Genomic DNA, 18,358 nt, shown 5'->3' on the forward strand with positions numbered 1-18,358 from the left:
TTAGTAATGGTTTAGACATATATCGCTGTTATTTGCTATTTCGCCGTATCCTACTTAACCACAGCATCGTAAATAGGGTAAAACACACCTTTATATTATTCTTAGGTTAAAAAAATGAAACGTATTATAAAAGCCTCTTCAATCGCGCTTGCTCTGAGTATGTGCATGAATGCCCAAGCCGCAGACTTTAATTTTTCTTCAAAAGTGAACAGCGATGCAAATACGCTGGTTGTATTTTATAGCCAAGATGGAAATAACAGCCAATTTAAAGCGCTCGACAAGCAGTTCGATGGCCAATTGCAACGCGTTATTGATATAGAAAATTTTACCGGCGATTACGCTAAAGTGGCACAACTTATTGCGCCAAGTAAAAGTAACTACAACCGCGTTTTAGTCGTAGGTACTGGTAAAACTAGCGAGCTTGATAAAGCAAAAGCAGCTAAGTTAGGCGGTAATATTCACGCTCAACTAGTTAAAGCCAAAGTAGGCACTGCCAGCGTTGTATTTGAAGATGTAACCGGTGTAAGTGACAATGCATTACTTGCTGCTAACTTTGCCCATGGTGCAAACTTACGCGATCATCGTTTTGAAAACTATAAAAAAGAACCAAACACTGAAACAGTTAGCTACACATTTGATGTTGATAACACTAAGCAAACTCGCAAGCTTTACACCCAATTAGAAAGTATTCAAGCTGGTGTTTTTTTAGCCCGCGATTTAACCTCTGAATTCGCTACCGAAATGACACCTGTTGATTTTGCTAATGCGGCAAAAGAATTAGCATCTTTGGGCGTAACCATCAAAGTATTGGAGCCTAAAGAAATAAAAGAACTGGGTATGGGTGCATTAGAAGCTGTTGGTCGAGGTAGCCAGCAAGGTGCCCGTTTAGTGGTTGCCCATTATAAAGGGTCTGACGATGCCCCTATTGCCCTTGTTGGTAAAGGCATTACGTTTGACTCAGGTGGTTACAGCATTAAAACCGGTGCATCTATTGCACGTATGAAGTCAGACATGGCCGGTGCTGCTGCAGTGCTTGGTACAGTTAAAGCAATGGCGTTAGCTAAAGCTGACAAAAACGTAGTAGCCGTTATGGGCATGGCTGCGAATATGGTATCGCAGTTCGCTGTAGCCCCAGGCGATGTTGTTCGCACCGCTGAGGGCTTAAGTGTTGAAATTTTAAATACCGACGCCGAAGGACGCTTAGTATTAAGTGATGCTATGTGGTATGCACGTGAGCACTACAAACCAGAAATTATGATTGATGTTGCAACACTCACCGGTTCAAAAATCCGTGCTGTAGGCAATGAATATGCAGCAGTGTTCTCAGATGACGATACGCTAGTATCTCAACTAACGGTAGCCGGTAAACAAGTAAACGAAAACCTATGGCGCCTACCTTTAGGGTATAAAGATATGTTGGAGTCTGACATAGCTGATTTAACAAATGTGGGTTCAGGTGGCCCAGGTGCAACCACTGCTGCCACTTTCTTAGAGCATTTTGCTGGCGATACCCGTTGGGTGCATATCGATATTGCAGGTAATGCCTTAGTGAAAAAAGGTAAAGATGAGCTTTCACCAGGGGGAACGGGGTTTGGTGTTCGCTTATTAAGCGAATGGTTATTAGCTAACTAATTGTTTATTAATACTAATAAAAGCGCCAAAGTAGGTTTACTACTTTGGCGCTTTTTGTACTAAAACAGTTTTATAGAGCTCAATACATCACTATTAATAAATCCTTAAAAGTGTGTTTATTATTTGATTTTGTTTGATTTATAGTCAAAGATAGAAGGAACAATTAGTAACGAGGTCAAAGGAATGAAAATAACCTACCTGCTCTACAGCATTTTTTATTTAAGCATTTGTTTTCTTTTCTATTTTGAACAGCTCTCCACCATTGCTGCAGCAATTATAGTGCTGTTATCTGCAATTTTTTATATAAAACCAGCAAAATCTGAATCAGCAAATAACAATTCGTCACTAGGTGCCGTGCAGTCGTTCAATAACAAAATTGCACAAAACATTACCAAAGCCACCTCAAAAAATGCCATAGGCGCAGCTGAAGTGTCATTTTATGTTGATAGCTTATCTAAAGAAATAGACGCTTGTTATAACGAGAGTGAAACTGTCGGGCTTGCCACACACGAGCTTTCACAAAATAGTACTGAACTCAGTGACAGCATGACCACTATTAATCAAGCAATGGTACAAACAGCGCAAGCCTCAAGCTCTGCCGATAGCCGCTTACAAACGGCCACCAGCCAAATTGATTCGTTATCTGGCTCTATAGATAAAGTGGCCCAGCAATTAGATTTATTATTAAAAAGTGCCAGTGATATACAAAGCATTACCCAAGTTATTCAAAACATTGCAGAGCAAACCAACCTACTTGCTTTAAATGCAGCCATAGAGGCCGCTCGTGCAGGTGAGCAAGGTCGTGGTTTTGCGGTTGTTGCCGACGAAGTGCGTAACCTTGCAAATAAAACCAATGAAGCAACCAAACAAATTGCTGACATGCTCACAGACATTAACGCCAACAGTATAAAAACCAATGAAGATATGAAGCAGGTTTCACAGCAAAGTATTTCTGTAAAATCAGAGCTTGAAAACGTGACCCAATCCTTTTTAACAATTAACCAAGATATTGGTGCCTCATCTACCGCGCTTGATAGTATGCATCAGTCTGTTTCTGCATTTCAGCATGCAACCACCCAAATAAATAGCTCAGTCACTAGCATCAGTAGTTTATTGGGCGAAGTTACTAAAAAAGGCAGTACAATTTCTCAGCAAGCGTCTTCTTTATCGCTGGGATCAGAATCAATATTTAGAGAGCTTGAAAACATAGAGTATGACGCATTCTTTAAACCAATCCTGATATCGGCTAAACACGCCAGTAAAGCAATTGGCGAATGTTTTGAGGGTTGGATCCAAAGCGGAAAAATAACCCAGCAACAACTTTTTTCGCAAAACTATAAACCCATCGAGAATACTAATCCAACCAAGTACACAACCGATTACGATAAACTTACAGATCAATCACTGCCGGCTATTCAAGAACCAATACTGGAAAATAAAGACATAATTTTTGCAGGAGCCGTTGATACTAAGGGCTACTTTCCTACTCATAACAAACGCTATAGCCAAGCCCTAACCGGTAACTTTGAAAAAGATTTAGTAAACAACCGTACTAAACGTATTTTTAATGACCCGACAGGAATTCGCTGTGGTAGCCACACCGAAAGCTTTTTATTACAAACCTATAAACGTGATACCGGTGAAATACTGCATGACCTCTCGGTGCCAATTTATGTAAACGGTAAACATTGGGGCGGATTTAGAATAGGGTTTAAAAGTACAAATCATTAATTAATATAAAAAGGGAGACACATGGTCTCCCTTTTTATATGTGATGTGTTTATTTTTTAGAAAACAGCATACGTTTAAAGGTGTTATCAGCCAAAATGTAATGATGAAATAATGCAGCCGCCGCATGTAAGCCTATTACGTAATAACCAACTTCGCCCGCTGTTTCGTGTATTTCTTTAATGGTTTTACCCAGCTCTTTGTTTTCACTTGCCAATGGAGGCAGCTCTAAACCAAAAAATGGCACAGGTTTACCTGCCATACTTAATATTAACCAACCCGCAATTGGCATAGCAAACATAAACACATACAGCGCAAGGTGTACAAATTTAGCTAACTTATCTTGCCACTTTGCAGGCTCAGGGTGTATAGCTGGTACCGAGCCGCCCACTACACGCGCAACTACCCTCACGCTGACTAAAGCTAAAACCGATAAACCCAACATAAAATGCCACATTTTAAAAGCATCACGGGTTTCAGTGCCTTTATCAAATAATTCGCGAAGTTCAATACTGCCGTACACAGTCACAATTAAAATAAACATCAACCAATGTAAAGCAACAGAGAGTGTATTGTAATGAGTATCTGTGTTTTTAAAATTCATAATACCTCCTTATAAACGGATTAAAGTTAAAAGCTCACTTATGCGTATAAGTACATGTTTACAGCCTAACCTTTAATCACTCACAGCTTAATGATCTGAAACATAAAATGAGTCAGTAAATCAGATGCATGGTTTAAAGGTTCTTGAATTTGAGTATTAATAAGATAATTGAGCAAACTTAAAATAAACTTAAATAGTAGGCATAAAAAAAAGGCAACCTTAAGTTACCGTTTTAAACAATTAACATGTGTTTAAAAGTAATAAACCGTTAGAATTGAATGAATTTCTAGATCGTCAATCTTTGTATGCTAACCAATGCTTGTACAGTTCGCTCTTTGATGTCTGAAGTCAAGATTTGACCCCTTTGATTCTTTGGTTTCAATCAGCCGACCCGTTAGCGGTCTGCTGGATTGATTTGTTAGCATTTTCCTCGGTTAGTAAACATATACCCAACCAAATAAACCAAACAATTTGTGATACGCCAAATATTTCAGTAAATAGTTTGTCAGGATAAATCGTTGCAATGCCCGCTATGCCTACAAAATATCCGAGATAGTTAAGTGACCGGGGTAATCTACCTTCTTGTATAGCTGCTACGCTAATCAATAGAACCCAAAGTCCGCCAACTAATTCATTTCCACCACCTATACTTTCTGTTATCACTGAAACGATTATCCACATATCAAGGGCTTTTTCTGGATTTGCATCCATCAGATCGATTGCATGATCAAGCCCGATATTCGAAATCATTCCACTTGCGATCACCAGACCGACCCAAATGCCCCCGAATAGAGATCCAATAGTAATTAAGGGATTAACTTTATGTTTAAGCCTCTCATACATACCAATAACGAGTATGGCCAGAAAAATGCCAAACACCACGTACATTAGAAAATAGATCATTGAAAATAGAAGTTGATTTTCTGCCATGTAGGTCATTTTTTCGACTGGACTACCATCAACTGGATATGACCAAAAAGCCCCAAAATACACAAAGGCTGCTATGTAAATAAGCCCTTGGAAAATTGCTGCGATACCAGCTAGTTTTTGTAGACTCTTCATTTTGCGAAACCCCGTTTGTTGTATTGCTAACGCCTCAAGAATCGGCGGCGCTTGCGCCGTCTGCATTACTTGATTTGTTAGCTTTAAATTCAGCCATCGATTCGCGCTCAAATTTAAGCGCCTCTGAGCGATCACCAAGATACCTAGGAAGGCTTTCAAGTGCCATAAAGCCCCCCATGCGTTGTTCATGATGACCAACGATCAAGCCGCCGTGGCAATTGTGGGCACGACAGCCACGAATCAACGTGGCGTTATTCGTGACCAAGATGTTGCTTGGCTTTACAAGAATTTCAACACCATTTCTTAAGAATCGGCCCCGATTAATCACAACCTTATTTGGTGGTTGAAAATCAATTTCAATAAGTATCTTTCGATGTGCTTCCCGAACAGCCAGCCTCGTTCCTACAAGCTGTATATCCCATGGTTCTGTGGAGTAAAAAAGTTGATTATTCTTAATGTGAAGAACGGGAGCATTGAACTCATCAAAAATGACAAGATTTAGAAGGAAGTGTCCATCAGCCATAACCAGTCCAACCAAAGGCGTACCATCTACACTTATAGGTACCATTGCTGTTCCATACCCTTGATCTTCGCAAGTGAAACTATTCCCACCAATCTCAATTTCAGCAGTCTTTCCCGAAAAATGAAGGCTGTATGGTTTAGAAACACCTTCGCGTAGATTAAATGGATTTGAATCAGCCTCTCTAACTACTTCTTTAGGGAGAAGTCCACCAGTTTTCTCTCTATGGTGTTGATCACATAGTAGTGTTATTTCTTCAGCAACATGACGCTTGACGTTAGCCCACTCTTCCATGTGTTCATATTCATAGAGAGGCATTCCGCAAATAACACAGCCGAAACCACACCTCTGCCGCACCTCGCGCTGAATAGGGAGGGGGATATTACGACTATTGCAGTCTTGCTCTTTTGACATATAGCTTCCTTTCTAAAGCTAACAGCTTATTGAACACCACTTTTGGGGGTTATAAAACCCCAAAACGGCGTATATTACATGGCTCAATAATTCCACTAAATAACTTTTATGTAAACAAGTTATTACGCAAGTTATAAAATTATCGTTGTTAAAATACACCAAAACGACTTTTAATAATGTTATTGGACAAAACACCATTAACTGTCTATAAACACAGCACTTCTTTTTAAGTTAAATATCGTTTATGAAACCCCTGTTTCTAACCATGATTAAATTATAATGCTGCGATTTAAAACAAAAAAAGCACAACCCAAAGGGCTGTGCTTTTTAATCAACTAACACTCATACGTTTATAAATATTAGTTTACAAACGTATACCACCGTCTATCTCTACTACACGGCCAGTGAAAAAGTCGTTTTCGATAATATACTGAGCAGTATGGGCTATTTCAGCGGTTTCACCTAAGCGCCCTACTGGTGTTACAGCAAGCATGCGCTGTTTGGCTTCTGGCTTCATTACATCGGTCATTGCGGTGCTAATAACACCTGGGGCAATGGCGCCAACGCGAATACCAAAACGGCCAAGCTCTTTAGCCCATGTAGTGGTGAGTGCCACAACACCGGCTTTTGAAGCAGCATAGTTAGTTTGGCCAATATTACCCGCACGCGCTACACTCGACATATTTACAATTACGCCGCCTTTGTCTGATTCAATCATGTGGCTAGCCGCTTCGCGCCCTGCTAAAAATACGCCTGTTAGGTTAACGTCAATCACTGATTGAAATTGTTCAAGCGACATTTTTTTAACCACTTTGCCGTCTTTGGCTTTTATAAACATACCATCGCGTAAAATGCCGGCGTTATTAATTAATACCCCAATGTGACCAAAGTCACTGTTAATGGTATTAAAAACGTCTTCAATTTCGCTCTCAACGGTTACATTGGCGCTGTAGCCTTTAATAGTGCCTGTTACGCCTTCTAATGCAGATAGCTGCTCGGTTGCTTCATTTAACTGGGCTTGCGCCATATCAATTAAGGCAATATTAGCGCCCATTAAGGCAAACTTTTGCGCCATTGCAAAACCTAAGCCTTGTGCGCCACCGGTAATAACTACGGTATTATTTTTTATTTCCACAATACTTTCCTACTTCGAAAACAATTTAAAAATGGCACTAAAATCATCACTGCCTGCACCTTGATGCTGCATCATAGTGTATAAATTTTTAGCCATTGAGCCCATTGGAGTCAGTGAATTACTTTGTTGCGCTGCTTCCATAGCAAGGCCTAAGTCTTTAGCCATTAAATCGACCATAAAGCCAGGTTTATAGTCGTTACTAGCTGGTGCGGTTTCCATAACGCCTGGGCAGGGGTTATAAAGTTCTAACGTCCAGTTTCGACCCGAGCTTGCGCTCATTATGTCGCTGAGTACTTTTGCGTCGAGGCCGTTATTAATGCCCATTTGAATGGCTTCACTGGTGCCTGCCATTAAAATACTCAACAGCATATTGTTACATATTTTGGCAACTTGCCCTGCACCAATATCACCAGCATGGAATATGTTTTTACCCATATCGACTAATACCGTATTGGCTTTATCGAATGCAGCTTGCTCACCACCAACGATAAACGTAAGCGTTCCTGCTGTTGCACCTGCTACACCACCCGATACCGGTGCATCAACAAACGCAATACCTTGCTCACTTAGGGCATGGCCAACGTCACGTGCTGATTGTGCATCTATAGTTGAACAATCAATCACTAAGGTACTTTTACTCAGTACTTTAATTAAACCCGATTGCTCGTCTGTGCCTAAATAAAGTGATTTAACATGTTTGCTTGCCGGTAGCATGCTAATTAGCACATCAGCCTCGTGAGCACAGTCACTGGCGCTTTGCGCCGCACTAGCCCCATGATTCACAAGCTCTTTAACGGCCTCTGCACTTAAGTCAAACACGCGCACGCTGTGGCCAGCTTTAACTAAGTTTGCTGCCATTGGGCCGCCCATGTTTCCTAAACCAATAAATCCTATATTAAGTTTACTCATCGCTTTACCCTTGTAAATTTAGTTGTGAAAAGTACGGTTCTAGCGGATGTTGCTCGCCAAAGCGATTTGCAAAAAAGCTCTCTACCACTTCTTTTGGTACATCAGCTAACGTTTTAAACTGCCACTGTGGCGCACCGTCTTTATCGATTAGTAAGGCACGTACACCTTCTTGAAACTCGCCCACTTCACCGGCACGAACCGACATGCCCAATTCCATTTTAAAACACTCAGCTAAGTTTTTACCTTTGCTATGTTTGAGCTGCTCACTCACTAAGGCACAACTTAATGGGCAACCATGCGCCAACGATTTTTGTGCGCGTTGTAGCCATTTATCATCAGTGTTTAGATTTAAAATGTAATCTACCTGCTGCTGTAACGTGTCAAAGTCACCTAACTTTTGAATTAGCGATAAGTTGGCTTTTAAATTGCCTTTTGGCATACGGCTAGAGTTGTTATCTAACTCAATAAGCAAGGTACTTAGCTTGTCGTGATTTAAACTTGCTGTTTTACCCCATTTAGTATTGAGTAATGCTTCAACAAGCTCTGGGTACTTGTCGGCATTTACAAAGTGGTCGGCAAGCGATACAAGCTTAGCGTCTTCACAATTTATAGATGCCGAGGTCAGCCCTAAAAACAAACCAACATGGGCGGGCATTTTATGTAAAAAATAACTGCCACCTACATCAGGGTAAAGCCCAATGGTTTGCTCTGGCATGGCAATGCGTGATGTTTCGGTAACCACACGGTGGCTAGCACCGGCCATTAAACCTAAACCGCCGCCCATTACAATCCCGTTACCCCACACTAAAATGGGTTTGTTGTAACAGTGAATTAGGTAATCGAGCTGATACTCTTGAGTAAAAAATTCTTCAACCAGTGAGCTCGGTTTTCCCTCACTCATTGCTTTGTGTAAGCTCACTACATCGCCACCGGCACAAAATGCTTTTTCACTAGCGCCTTTAAGAACCACTAATGCAATGTTATCGTCTTTGTCCCATTGCTGTAGTTGCGGCTCGAGTAAGCTGATCATTTCAAAATTAAGGGCATTTAACGATTTAGGCGCATTTAAGGTTGCAAAACCAATGAGTCGGCCATTGTCTGAGGTTGCCGTTTCAAATACCACGGCAGCATCAGCTGAATTTAAACGAGTAAGTTCTGTCATTAGCCATTCACCCAAATAGCTTTACGTTTTTCTAAAAAGGCGTTCACGCCCTCTTGCTGATCTTCGGTATCAAATAAACCAACAAACAGTTCACGCTCCAGTGGCAATGTATTCGCCATTGGTTGATGACGCCCTTTTTGAATCAAGGTTTTACATGCAGCAACCGACGATGGACTTTGCTCTGCTACTTGGTTTGCCAGTTTTAATGATGCGGCAAAACTTTCACCTTGTGCAACCACTTCTTCTACTAAACCAATTTGCAGGGCTTTATCGGCTTTTAAGCGCTCACCGCATAAAATCATGCGTTTTGCCCAGCCTTCACCTACGAGCCATGCTAAGTTTTGCGTTCCACCAGCACACGGTAATAAACCCACTTTTGCTTCAGGTAACGCCATTTGTGCTTGCTCTTCTGCAATACGAATATCACAAGCAAGCGCTACTTCAAGGCCGCCACCCATTGCATAGCCATTAATGGCTGCAACCGACACACCTCTAAAATTAGTTAGCGCTTCAAACGCTTCACCAAATACACGTGACATATCTGCAGCTACACCTTTATCGCCACTGGCAAATACATTGAGGTCGGCACCGGCGCTAAAAAACTTCTCGCCTTCACCAGTCAGTACTAACGCATAAATATTTTTATTGGTATTTAATTGGTTAACCGTGTCTTTAAGCGCCACTAAGGTGTCTTTCGTCCAGGTATTCGCTGGCGGATTCGACATGGTTAAAATAGCAACATGACCTTCAATAGTTAATTCAATGCTAGGATTTGACATACTAATCTCCTTATAAAACTTCGCTGGCTGATTCGGCTAAAATACGACGCGCAATAATCACGCGCATAATTTCGTTAGTGCCCTCAAGAATTTGATGAACACGTACATCTCTAACATGGCGCTCAAGCGGATATTCTTTTATGTATCCGTAACCACCGTGAATTTGCAGCGCATCATTACAAACAGTAAAACCTACATCGGTTGCAAAGCGTTTAGCCATCGCACAATAAGTGGTTTTTTCACTGTCGTTAGTATCGAGTTTAAACGCCGCTAAGCGCACCATTTGGCGTGCTGCTACAAGCTCGGTATTCATATCAGCAATTTTAAATTGTAGCGCTTGAAACGCAGCCAATGGCTTGCCAAATTGAGTTCGCTCTTTTAAATATTCACGTGCGGTATTAAGTGCCGCTTGTGCTGTACCAATAGAGCAAGTGGCAATATTAATACGGCCGCCGTCTAAACCTTGCATTGCAAATTTAAAGCCTTCACCTTCTTGGCCTAATAAGTTTGCGGCTGGAATACGCACATCTTCAAAGCTAATTAAACGTGTGGGCTGTGCATTCCACCCCATTTTTTCTTCTGCTTTACCGTATTCAACGCCTTGTGCATCTGCAGGTACAACAAAAGCCGAAATACCACCAGGGCCGTCGGCTCCCGTACGCGCCATTACCACTAATATTTCGGTTTCACCGGCGCCAGAAATAAACATTTTTGAGCCGTTAATAACATATTCATCACCATCACGCACGGCTTTAGTTTTTAATGACGCAGCATCAGAGCCAGAGCCTGGCTCAGTTAAACAGTAAGAGGCTAACAACTCACCCATTACTAATTGTTCAACATATTGCTCTTTTATGGTATCGGTACCAAAGCTTGCGATCATCCAGGTTGCCATATTATGAATAGTTAACATGGCCGTTGTTGCCGTACAGCCCATCGCCAGCTGTTCAAAAATAATGCTTGAATCTAAGCGAGATAAACCTAAGCCACCGGCTTCTTCTGGGGTGTATAAACCACAAAAACCTAGCTCACCAGCGGCTTTTATTGTGTCTTTAGGAAAAATATGTTCGCGGTCCCACTTGGCAGCGTGTGGTGCTAGTTCAGACTCTGCGAATTGGCGAGCGGTTTGCGCAAAGGCTTGTTGATCTTCAGATAAGTTAAAGTCCATGGTAGACCTCTTTAAGTGTGTTTTGTTTGTTGTCAGATCATCCCATAACGGGAGTAATTAGTGAGGAGCGACAACACTGTGTGTTGTGCCCCTCTTTTTTATTAATTATTCAGTGCAATATTATTTAAGATTAATACTCATGTTTGGACCTGAGGCAATGTCATCCTCAAACCAACGAGAGGTAATTGTTTTAGTTTCTGTGTAAAAACGAATACCTTGTTTACCATAGGTGTGAGTATCGCCGTAGAATGAGCCTTTCCAACCCGTGAACGAGAAAAATGGTAAAGGCACAGGAATAGGCACATTAATACCCACTTGGCCTACTTCAATTTCGTGTTGGAATTTACGCGCAGCCGCACCACTTGAGGTAAATAATGAGGTACCGTTGCCGTAAGGGCTTTCGTTAATAAGGGCGATGGCTTCTTCAAGCGTATCTACAAACATACACGCCAGTACTGGGCCAAAAATCTCTTCTTTGTACAAGTTCATCTCTTTGGTTACATCAGTAAATAACGTTGGGCCTACCCAGTTACCTTGCTCAAACCCTTCAACAGTAAAATCAGAGCCATCAATTAAACAGGTTGCGCCTTGTGCTTTACCATCGGCAATCAGTGATAAAATACGCGCTTTTGCTGCAGGTGATGTTTGCGGGCCATATGCAGCCTCTGCATCATCCCATACACCTGGGCGTACACCTTCAAAGCCCGCTTTAATTTCATCAACCCAGTCTTTTGCTTGGCCAACAAATACCGCCACTGAAATACCCATACAACGCTGGCCTGCCGCACCAACTGATGCGCCTACTAAGTTATTAACAACATGCGATTTGCTTGCATCAGGCATAATCACCATGTGGTTTTTAGCGCCCACACAGGCTTGCACACGTTTTAGGTGTTGTGTGCCTTTAGAATAAATGTATGCACCCACACCACATGAACCCACAAACGAAATAGCGCGAACCGCTTTGTCTTCTAATAAGCGGTCTACTTGTGGTTTTGTACCGTGCACAACTTGTAACACGCCTTTAGGTGCACCGGCTTCAATAAATAGCTCAGCTAAGCGCATAGGCGTAAGTGGGTCTTGCTCAGACGGTTTTAAAATAAAGGTATTACCACACACAATTGCCAGTGGGAACATCCAAAGTGGGATCATTGCCGGAAAATTAAATGGGGTAATACCTGCACATACACCTAGTGGCTGCATGTATGAATAGGTATCGATTTTACGCGCTACGTTTTCCATCGTCTCGCCCATCATTAACGATGGCGCATTAGCAGCTTGTTCAACTACCTCAATACCACGCCACACATCACCTTTTGCATCTTCAAATGTTTTACCTAGCTCATGACAAATAATAGTGGCTAATTCATCATGGTTTTCTTTTAACAGCGCTGCGTATTTCATCATAATGCGCGCACGTTCTGTAATTGGTACGTCTTTCCACGTTTTAAACGTTTCGCTGGCAGAGGCAATAGCCGCGTCCATTTCAGCGTCTGTAGCACAAGGTACTTGCGCTAACACTTCTTGATTAGCAGGATTTACAACATCAATTAGTTCATTTGAAGTTGATTGAATAAATTCGCCGTTAATGAGTAAGGGTACTTGGTGCATAATTAAAATCCTATTGATTAAATTGGGTACCGCAGCGTTTTTGTTATAGTTGCTGCGGCTTTATTATTAGTTAAAGTGCTTCTACGGCCATGGCAACGGCTTCACCGCCACCAATACATAAAGAGGCTACGCCCTTTTTAAGATCCCGGTTTTTAAGTGCATGGATAAGTGTTACTAAAATACGCGCACCGCTGGCACCAATAGGATGACCCAATGCACAAGCGCCACCGTTAACATTAACTTTGTTCTCATCAAGCTTTAATTCGTTAATAGCTAGCATGGTAACCATGGCAAACGCTTCGTTAATTTCCCATAGGTCAACATCTGCGGTTGTCCACCCTGCTTTTTCAAGCACACTGTTCATTGCACCAACAGGCGCTACGGTAAATTCACTTGGTTTTTGAGAATGCGTGCTGTGAGCAACAATTCTGCAAAGTGGTGTTAAGCCCTCAGCTTTTGCTTTTGATTCGCTCATCAGTATTAGCGCAGCACCACCATCTGAAATAGACGATGAGTTTGCCGCAGTAATGGTGCCGTCTTTTTTAAATGCAGCTCTTAAGCTTGGAATTTTTTCAGGTCGTGCGTTGCCAGGTTGCTCATCAATTGAAACTGTTACATCACCTTTGCGGGTTTTAATAGTATGAGGGACGATTTCGTTGTCAAAGCTACCATTTTCTATGGCTGCGTTTGCTTTACTTAACGAACCCAGTGCAAACGCGTCCATTTGCTCACGACCAATACCGTATTCATCGGCTGTGTCTTGAGCAAAACAACCCATTGCTTTATTGTCGTAAGCATCTTCAAGGCCATCGCTCATCATATGATCTTTTATTTCACCGTGGCCCATACGCATGCCGCCACGTGCTTTAGGAATAAAATACGGCGCATTAGTCATACTTTCCATACCACCGGCAATGGCTGATTCAATAGAACCTGCTTTAATAAGGTCATTCGCTAACATGGCCGCTTTTAAACCCGAGCCACATACTTTATTGATTGTGGTAGCGCCGGTGCTCAGTGAAAGCCCTGCTTTAAGCATGGCCTGACGTGCAGGTGCTTGGCCTAAGCCAGCTGGCAATACACAGCCCATAATCACTTCATCAATTGCATCATTGCTTAAACCCGTTTGAGCAAGTGCACCTGCAATAGCTGTAGCACCTAGTTCGGTAGACTGCGCATCACTTAGTGCGCCCATAAATCCACCCATTGGGGTGCGTTTTGCTGCTACAATTACAACGCTTTCGAAAGACATAAAAGGCTCCATTTTCAATTACCGCAAACATGTTTTATTATGTTTAGCTTAATGTTTAAACTGATCTGATAAATACGAGCATACATAAAATTTACGTTTACGCCAACGTAAATCTAAAATCAACTTTCTAATTAGTGTAAAAACTGTAAAGCAAGCTTGCTAAAAATGTATGACAACCTCCACAAATGGCTTATAACGTTTATAAACACTCAACTTCTACTGTAAATCCGCATTTATTTTGTACGTCTAAAGTATAACAACCAGATCGCACTTTACCTTTACGTAAACTTCACTTATATTGGTGATATTCGAATGAGGTAAACATTACAATGAAATCAGATAATCAAACAAACTTTGCAAATTCAGCCAATGAGCCGGCTAAAAACGAACAAACTTTTAGTATCAGCGAATTAGCGAAAGAATTTGATATTACCACGCGCTCTATTCGCTTTTACGAAGACCAAGGGCTTATATCACCAGAGCGCAACGGCCAAACTCGTATTTACTCAAAGCGCGATAAAGTACGCCTTAAGTTAATACTTCGTGGTAAACGTTTAGGGTTTACCTTGGCTGAAACCGGTCGTTTGTTTGAACTTTATGATGCAGACAAATCAAGCGCTAAACAGTTAGTTACTATGCTTGACCTCATCAGCGAAAAAAAGGCCGACCTATCTCAACAAATGGACGACATTAAAGTTGTGCTAATGGAGTTGGTTACCGCAGAACGTCGTTGTCGCGACACGCTTAGCAAAATAGATGAATAAAATATAATAAACATCATCAAACACACAGGAATGAATCATGAGCACTATTTCACTATATAAAGAAATGAATTTTGGTCTTGGCGAAACAGCGGACATGATCCGCAGTCATGTTAATAGCTTCGCAAGTCAAGAAATTGCCCCACTAGCTGAAAAAACAGATCTGGATAATGCGTTTCCCAATCAACTTTGGCCGCAAATGGGTGAAATGGGCGTTTTAGGCATGACCGTTGATGAAGAATTTGGTGGTGCGGGTTTAGGTTATTTAGAGCACGTTATTGCCATGGAAGAAATTAGCCGTGCAAGTGCCTCTATTGGCTTAAGCTATGGTGCGCATTCAAACCTGTGTGTTAATCAAATAAACCGTAATGGATCACAAGCACAAAAAGAAAAATATTTACCTAAACTAATTAGCGGTGAACACATTGGTGCCTTAGCCATGAGTGAGCCTAACGCGGGCTCTGATGTTGTATCAATGAAACTTAAAGCCGAGAAAAAAGGCGATAAGTACATTTTAAACGGCAATAAAATGTGGATCACCAATGGCCCTGATGCCGATACCTTAGTTATTTACGCAAAAACAGATTTAAACGCCGGTGCGAAAGGTATTACCGCCTTTATTGTTGAGAAAACATTCCCGGGGTTTTCTACCGCACAAAAGCTCGACAAACTCGGTATGCGCGGTTCAAACACCTGTGAACTGGTATTTGATAACTGCGAAGTACCCGAAGAAAACATTTTAGGTAACTTAAACGAAGGCGTTAAGGTACTTATGAGCGGCCTTGATTACGAGCGAGTTGTTTTAGCTGCAGGCCCGTTAGGAATTATGCAAGCATGTATGGACATTGTGGTGCCTTACATTCATGAGCGTAAGCAGTTTGACAGCCCGATTGGTCAATTTCAGTTAATTCAAGGCAAAATTGCCGATATGTATACACAAATGAATGCTGCTCGCTCATATGTGTACACAGTAGCAAAAGCCTGTGATCGCGGCGAAACCACCCGTAAAGACGCAGCTGGCGCAATTTTATACGCTGCAGAGCTTGCAACTAAAATGGCCCTTGATGCAATCCAAATTTTAGGCGGCAATGGCTACATAAACGAATACGCAACAGGTCGTTTACTGCGTGATGCGAAATTATACGAAATTGGCGCAGGCACTTCAGAAATACGCCGCATGTTGATTGGCCGTGAATTATTTACTGAAAGCCGTTAAGGATTAATTTATGACGATTTTAAAATCGAGCGTTAATCCCCACGATCCTAGCTTTGTGCAAAACCACAAAAATATGTCGGCGCTGGTGGATGATTTACGCGATAAAGTTGCCAATATTAGCTTAGGTGGTGGCGCTGCACTTAAAGAGCGCCATGAAAGCAGAGGAAAGCTGTTTGTTCGTGACCGTATCAGTACTTTATTAGATGAAGGCTCACCCTTTTTAGAAATATCGCAATTTGCTGCATTTGGTGTGTATGAACAAGAGATACCTTGTGCCGGTGTAGTTGCAGGTATTGGTCGCGTGAAAGGCGTTGAATGTATGGTGATTGCAAACGACGCGACAGTTAAAGGTGGCACCTATTTCCCGCTTACTGTTAAAAAGCATTTACGCGCACAAGATATTGCAGAGCGTTGCCACTTACCGTGTATTTACTTAGTTGATTCTGGCGGTGCCAACCTGCCAGAGCAAGACGATGTATTTCCAGACAAACTGCACTTTGGGCGTATTTTTTACAATCAAGCACGTATGTCGGGTAAAGGCATTCCACAAATTGCAGTTGTTATGGGCTTATGTACCGCAGGTGGTGCGTATGTACCCGCTATGGCCGATGAAAGCATCATCGTAAAAGAGCAAGGCACTATATTTTTAGCAGGCCCACCACTGGTAAAAGCGGCAACCGGTGAAGAAGTTACCGCAGAAGAACTTGGCGGCGCCGATGTTCATTGTAAAACATCGGGTGTGGCCGATCATTACGCAGAAAATGATGCGCATGCATTATCAATTGCACGCCAATGTATAGAGCGAATTAATTACACACGTCCTACCGCCCCATTATTAGATGACGTAAAAGCTCCACGATACGATATTAACGAGCTTTACGGCATTGTTGGTACTGATCTTAAAAAGCCATTTGATGTGCGTGAAGTAATAGCCCGCACTGTCGATAACTCGTCTTTTGATGAATTTAAACGTTACTTTGGCGAAACACTAGTGACAGGCTTTGCCAGCATTTATGGTAACCCTGTGGGCATAGTGGCTAACAACGGTATTTTATTTAGTGAGTCAGCGCAAAAAGGCGCGCACTTTATTCAGCTGTGTGCTCAGCGCAACATTCCATTGGTATTTTTACAAAACATTACTGGCTTTATGGTCGGTAAAAAATACGAAGCCGAAGGCATTGCTAAACATGGCGCTAAAATGGTGATGGCGGTGTCGTGTGCTGATGTACCAAAATTCACCGTGCTTATTGGTGGCTCTTATGGCGCCGGCAATTATGGAATGTGTGGCCGTGCATTTGAACCGACCATGATGTGGATGTGGCCAAATGCCCGTATTTCAGTCATGGGTGGTGAGCAAGCTGCAGGTGTTATGGCACAAGTTAAACAAGATGGATTAGCCCGTAAAGGCGAAAGCATGAGCGAGCAAGAAGTTAGCGATTTTAAAAAGCCAATTATTAGTCAATACGAACAACAAGGTCATCCTTATTATGCCAGTGCCCGCTTATGGGACGATGGCATTATAGACCCTGTCGATACACGTAATGTGTTGGGGCTTGCATTAACTGCAGCTAAAAATGCACCACAGCGTGAGTCTAAGTTTGGCGTATTTAGAATGTAACCGGAGCGCACAATGTCAGTAACACTACAAATAACAAAATCTAATGTGGCTGTACTCGTTTTAAGCCGCCCAGAAAAACGTAATGCGTTTAATAGCGACGTTATCCATGAGCTTATTCAATGTATTGAACATGCTAATACGCTCGATATTCGTGCCTTAGTACTCAAAACCGAAGGTAAACATTTTTCAGCCGGTGCCGACTTAGCCTGGATGAAATCGATGGCAGATAATAACTATAACGATAACCTAGCTGATTCAATGCAACTGGCTAAACTTATGCAAGTATTAGCACAGAGCCCGCATCCTACAATTTGTGCGGTACAAGGTGCCGCCTTTGGTGGGGCATTAGGCTTAATTGCCTGCTGTGATATTGCGCTTAGTAAAGACGATGCACAATTTTGTTTAAGTGAAGTTAAACTTGGGCTAATACCTGCCGTGATCAGCCCTTATGTGATTAAGGCCATTGGTGAGCGTGCTGCACGCAGATATTTTTTAACTGCAGAGGTATTTGATGCCCATACCGCAAAGCAACTGGGTTTAGTGCATCAAATTACTGGGAACTTAGAGACAGCCCTCGATAATTTGCTGCAAACCTTGATTGATAACGGCCCTATTGCCGTTAAAGCCGCAAAAGCACTTATTAAAGATGTTGCCAATAAAGAGATAAACGAGGAGCTAATTGCACTGACTGCAGAGCGTATAGCTAAAATTCGTGTATCAACTGAAGGCCAAGAAGGACTGAGCGCCTTTTTTGATAAACGCCCTCCCCAATGGCAACTCTAGGACG

The 18,358-nt window shown here is 42.0% G+C and carries 16 protein-coding genes; 6 read left to right on the forward strand and 10 right to left on the reverse strand.

The window, feature by feature from the left end; all coding sequences use genetic code 11:
• The first annotated feature begins 114 nt into the window (after positions 1 to 114).
• On the forward strand, positions 115 to 1,632 hold the full coding sequence (locus N523_RS0112745; protein WP_028835256.1) for a leucyl aminopeptidase: 1,518 nt from the start codon (positions 115 to 117) through the stop codon (positions 1,630 to 1,632).
• A gap of 567 nt (positions 1,633 to 2,199) precedes the next feature.
• Entirely contained in the window at positions 2,200 to 3,363 is a 1,164-nt protein-coding gene (locus tag N523_RS0112750; RefSeq protein ID WP_231485834.1) for a methyl-accepting chemotaxis protein, read from the forward strand.
• A gap of 49 nt (positions 3,364 to 3,412) precedes the next feature.
• Here N523_RS0112750 and N523_RS0112755 read toward each other — a convergent pair whose 3' ends face one another.
• The 10 genes from N523_RS0112755 to N523_RS0112800 all read right to left on the reverse strand — a co-directional run bounded on the left by N523_RS0112755 (position 3,413) and on the right by N523_RS0112800 (position 13,976).
• Complete coding sequence (locus N523_RS0112755; protein ID WP_010389965.1) at positions 3,413 to 3,964, reverse strand: cytochrome b; 552 nt, start codon at positions 3,962 to 3,964, stop codon at positions 3,413 to 3,415.
• A 378-nt stretch (positions 3,965 to 4,342) separates the two neighbouring features.
• Positions 4,343 to 5,026, reverse strand: a complete 684-nt coding sequence (locus N523_RS0112760; protein ID WP_028835258.1) for a DUF4386 family protein — start codon at positions 5,024 to 5,026, stop codon at positions 4,343 to 4,345.
• Positions 5,027 to 5,060: 34 nt separating this feature from the next.
• A complete protein-coding gene (locus N523_RS19080; protein ID WP_051440326.1) occupies positions 5,061 to 5,960 on the reverse strand; it encodes a hypothetical protein in 900 nt (299 codons plus the stop codon).
• Between the two features lie 364 nt (positions 5,961 to 6,324).
• On the reverse strand, positions 6,325 to 7,095 hold the full coding sequence (locus tag N523_RS0112770; RefSeq protein WP_028835260.1) for an SDR family oxidoreductase: 771 nt from the start codon (positions 7,093 to 7,095) through the stop codon (positions 6,325 to 6,327).
• Positions 7,096 to 7,104: 9 nt separating this feature from the next.
• Positions 7,105 to 8,004: a 3-hydroxyisobutyrate dehydrogenase gene (gene mmsB, locus N523_RS0112775; RefSeq protein WP_013464907.1), complete on the reverse strand. Its 900-nt coding sequence runs from the start codon at positions 8,002 to 8,004 to the stop codon at positions 7,105 to 7,107.
• 4 nt (positions 8,005 to 8,008) lie between these two features.
• Positions 8,009 to 9,166 (reverse strand): enoyl-CoA hydratase/isomerase family protein, encoded by a 1,158-nt coding sequence (locus tag N523_RS0112780; protein ID WP_028835261.1) that lies wholly within the window; start codon positions 9,164 to 9,166, stop codon positions 8,009 to 8,011.
• The gene (locus N523_RS0112785) at positions 9,166 to 9,945 is read right to left on the reverse strand and encodes an enoyl-CoA hydratase (RefSeq protein ID WP_028835262.1); all 780 of its coding nucleotides are present in this window, start codon (positions 9,943 to 9,945) and stop codon (positions 9,166 to 9,168) included. Before N523_RS0112785 ends, N523_RS0112780 begins: the two co-directional genes overlap by 1 nt.
• 10 nt (positions 9,946 to 9,955) lie before the next feature.
• On the reverse strand, positions 9,956 to 11,113 hold the full coding sequence (locus N523_RS0112790) for an acyl-CoA dehydrogenase family protein (RefSeq protein ID WP_028835263.1): 1,158 nt from the start codon (positions 11,111 to 11,113) through the stop codon (positions 9,956 to 9,958).
• Between the two features lie 120 nt (positions 11,114 to 11,233).
• Complete coding sequence (locus N523_RS0112795) at positions 11,234 to 12,724, reverse strand: CoA-acylating methylmalonate-semialdehyde dehydrogenase (RefSeq protein ID WP_028835264.1); 1,491 nt, start codon at positions 12,722 to 12,724, stop codon at positions 11,234 to 11,236.
• A 70-nt stretch (positions 12,725 to 12,794) separates the two neighbouring features.
• Positions 12,795 to 13,976: a thiolase family protein gene (locus tag N523_RS0112800; RefSeq protein WP_028835265.1), complete on the reverse strand. Its 1,182-nt coding sequence runs from the start codon at positions 13,974 to 13,976 to the stop codon at positions 12,795 to 12,797.
• A gap of 329 nt (positions 13,977 to 14,305) precedes the next feature.
• Between N523_RS0112800 and N523_RS0112805 the strand changes: the two genes are divergently transcribed.
• The 4 genes from N523_RS0112805 to N523_RS0112820 are packed head-to-tail and all read left to right on the forward strand — an operon-like array spanning position 14,306 to position 18,354.
• Positions 14,306 to 14,740: a MerR family transcriptional regulator gene (locus N523_RS0112805; protein WP_008114692.1), complete on the forward strand. Its 435-nt coding sequence runs from the start codon at positions 14,306 to 14,308 to the stop codon at positions 14,738 to 14,740.
• Between the two features lie 37 nt (positions 14,741 to 14,777).
• A complete protein-coding gene (locus tag N523_RS0112810; protein WP_013464901.1) occupies positions 14,778 to 15,953 on the forward strand; it encodes an isovaleryl-CoA dehydrogenase in 1,176 nt (391 codons plus the stop codon).
• A gap of 10 nt (positions 15,954 to 15,963) precedes the next feature.
• Complete coding sequence (locus N523_RS0112815) at positions 15,964 to 17,571, forward strand: carboxyl transferase domain-containing protein (RefSeq protein ID WP_028835266.1); 1,608 nt, start codon at positions 15,964 to 15,966, stop codon at positions 17,569 to 17,571.
• Positions 17,572 to 17,583: 12 nt separating this feature from the next.
• Positions 17,584 to 18,354: an enoyl-CoA hydratase/isomerase family protein gene (locus N523_RS0112820; RefSeq protein WP_028835267.1), complete on the forward strand. Its 771-nt coding sequence runs from the start codon at positions 17,584 to 17,586 to the stop codon at positions 18,352 to 18,354.
• The last annotated feature ends 4 nt before the right edge of the window (positions 18,355 to 18,358 follow it).

This window comes from Pseudoalteromonas sp. 23_GOM-1509m (genome assembly GCF_000518425.1).
Lineage (GTDB): Bacteria > Pseudomonadota > Gammaproteobacteria > Enterobacterales > Alteromonadaceae > Pseudoalteromonas > Pseudoalteromonas tetraodonis.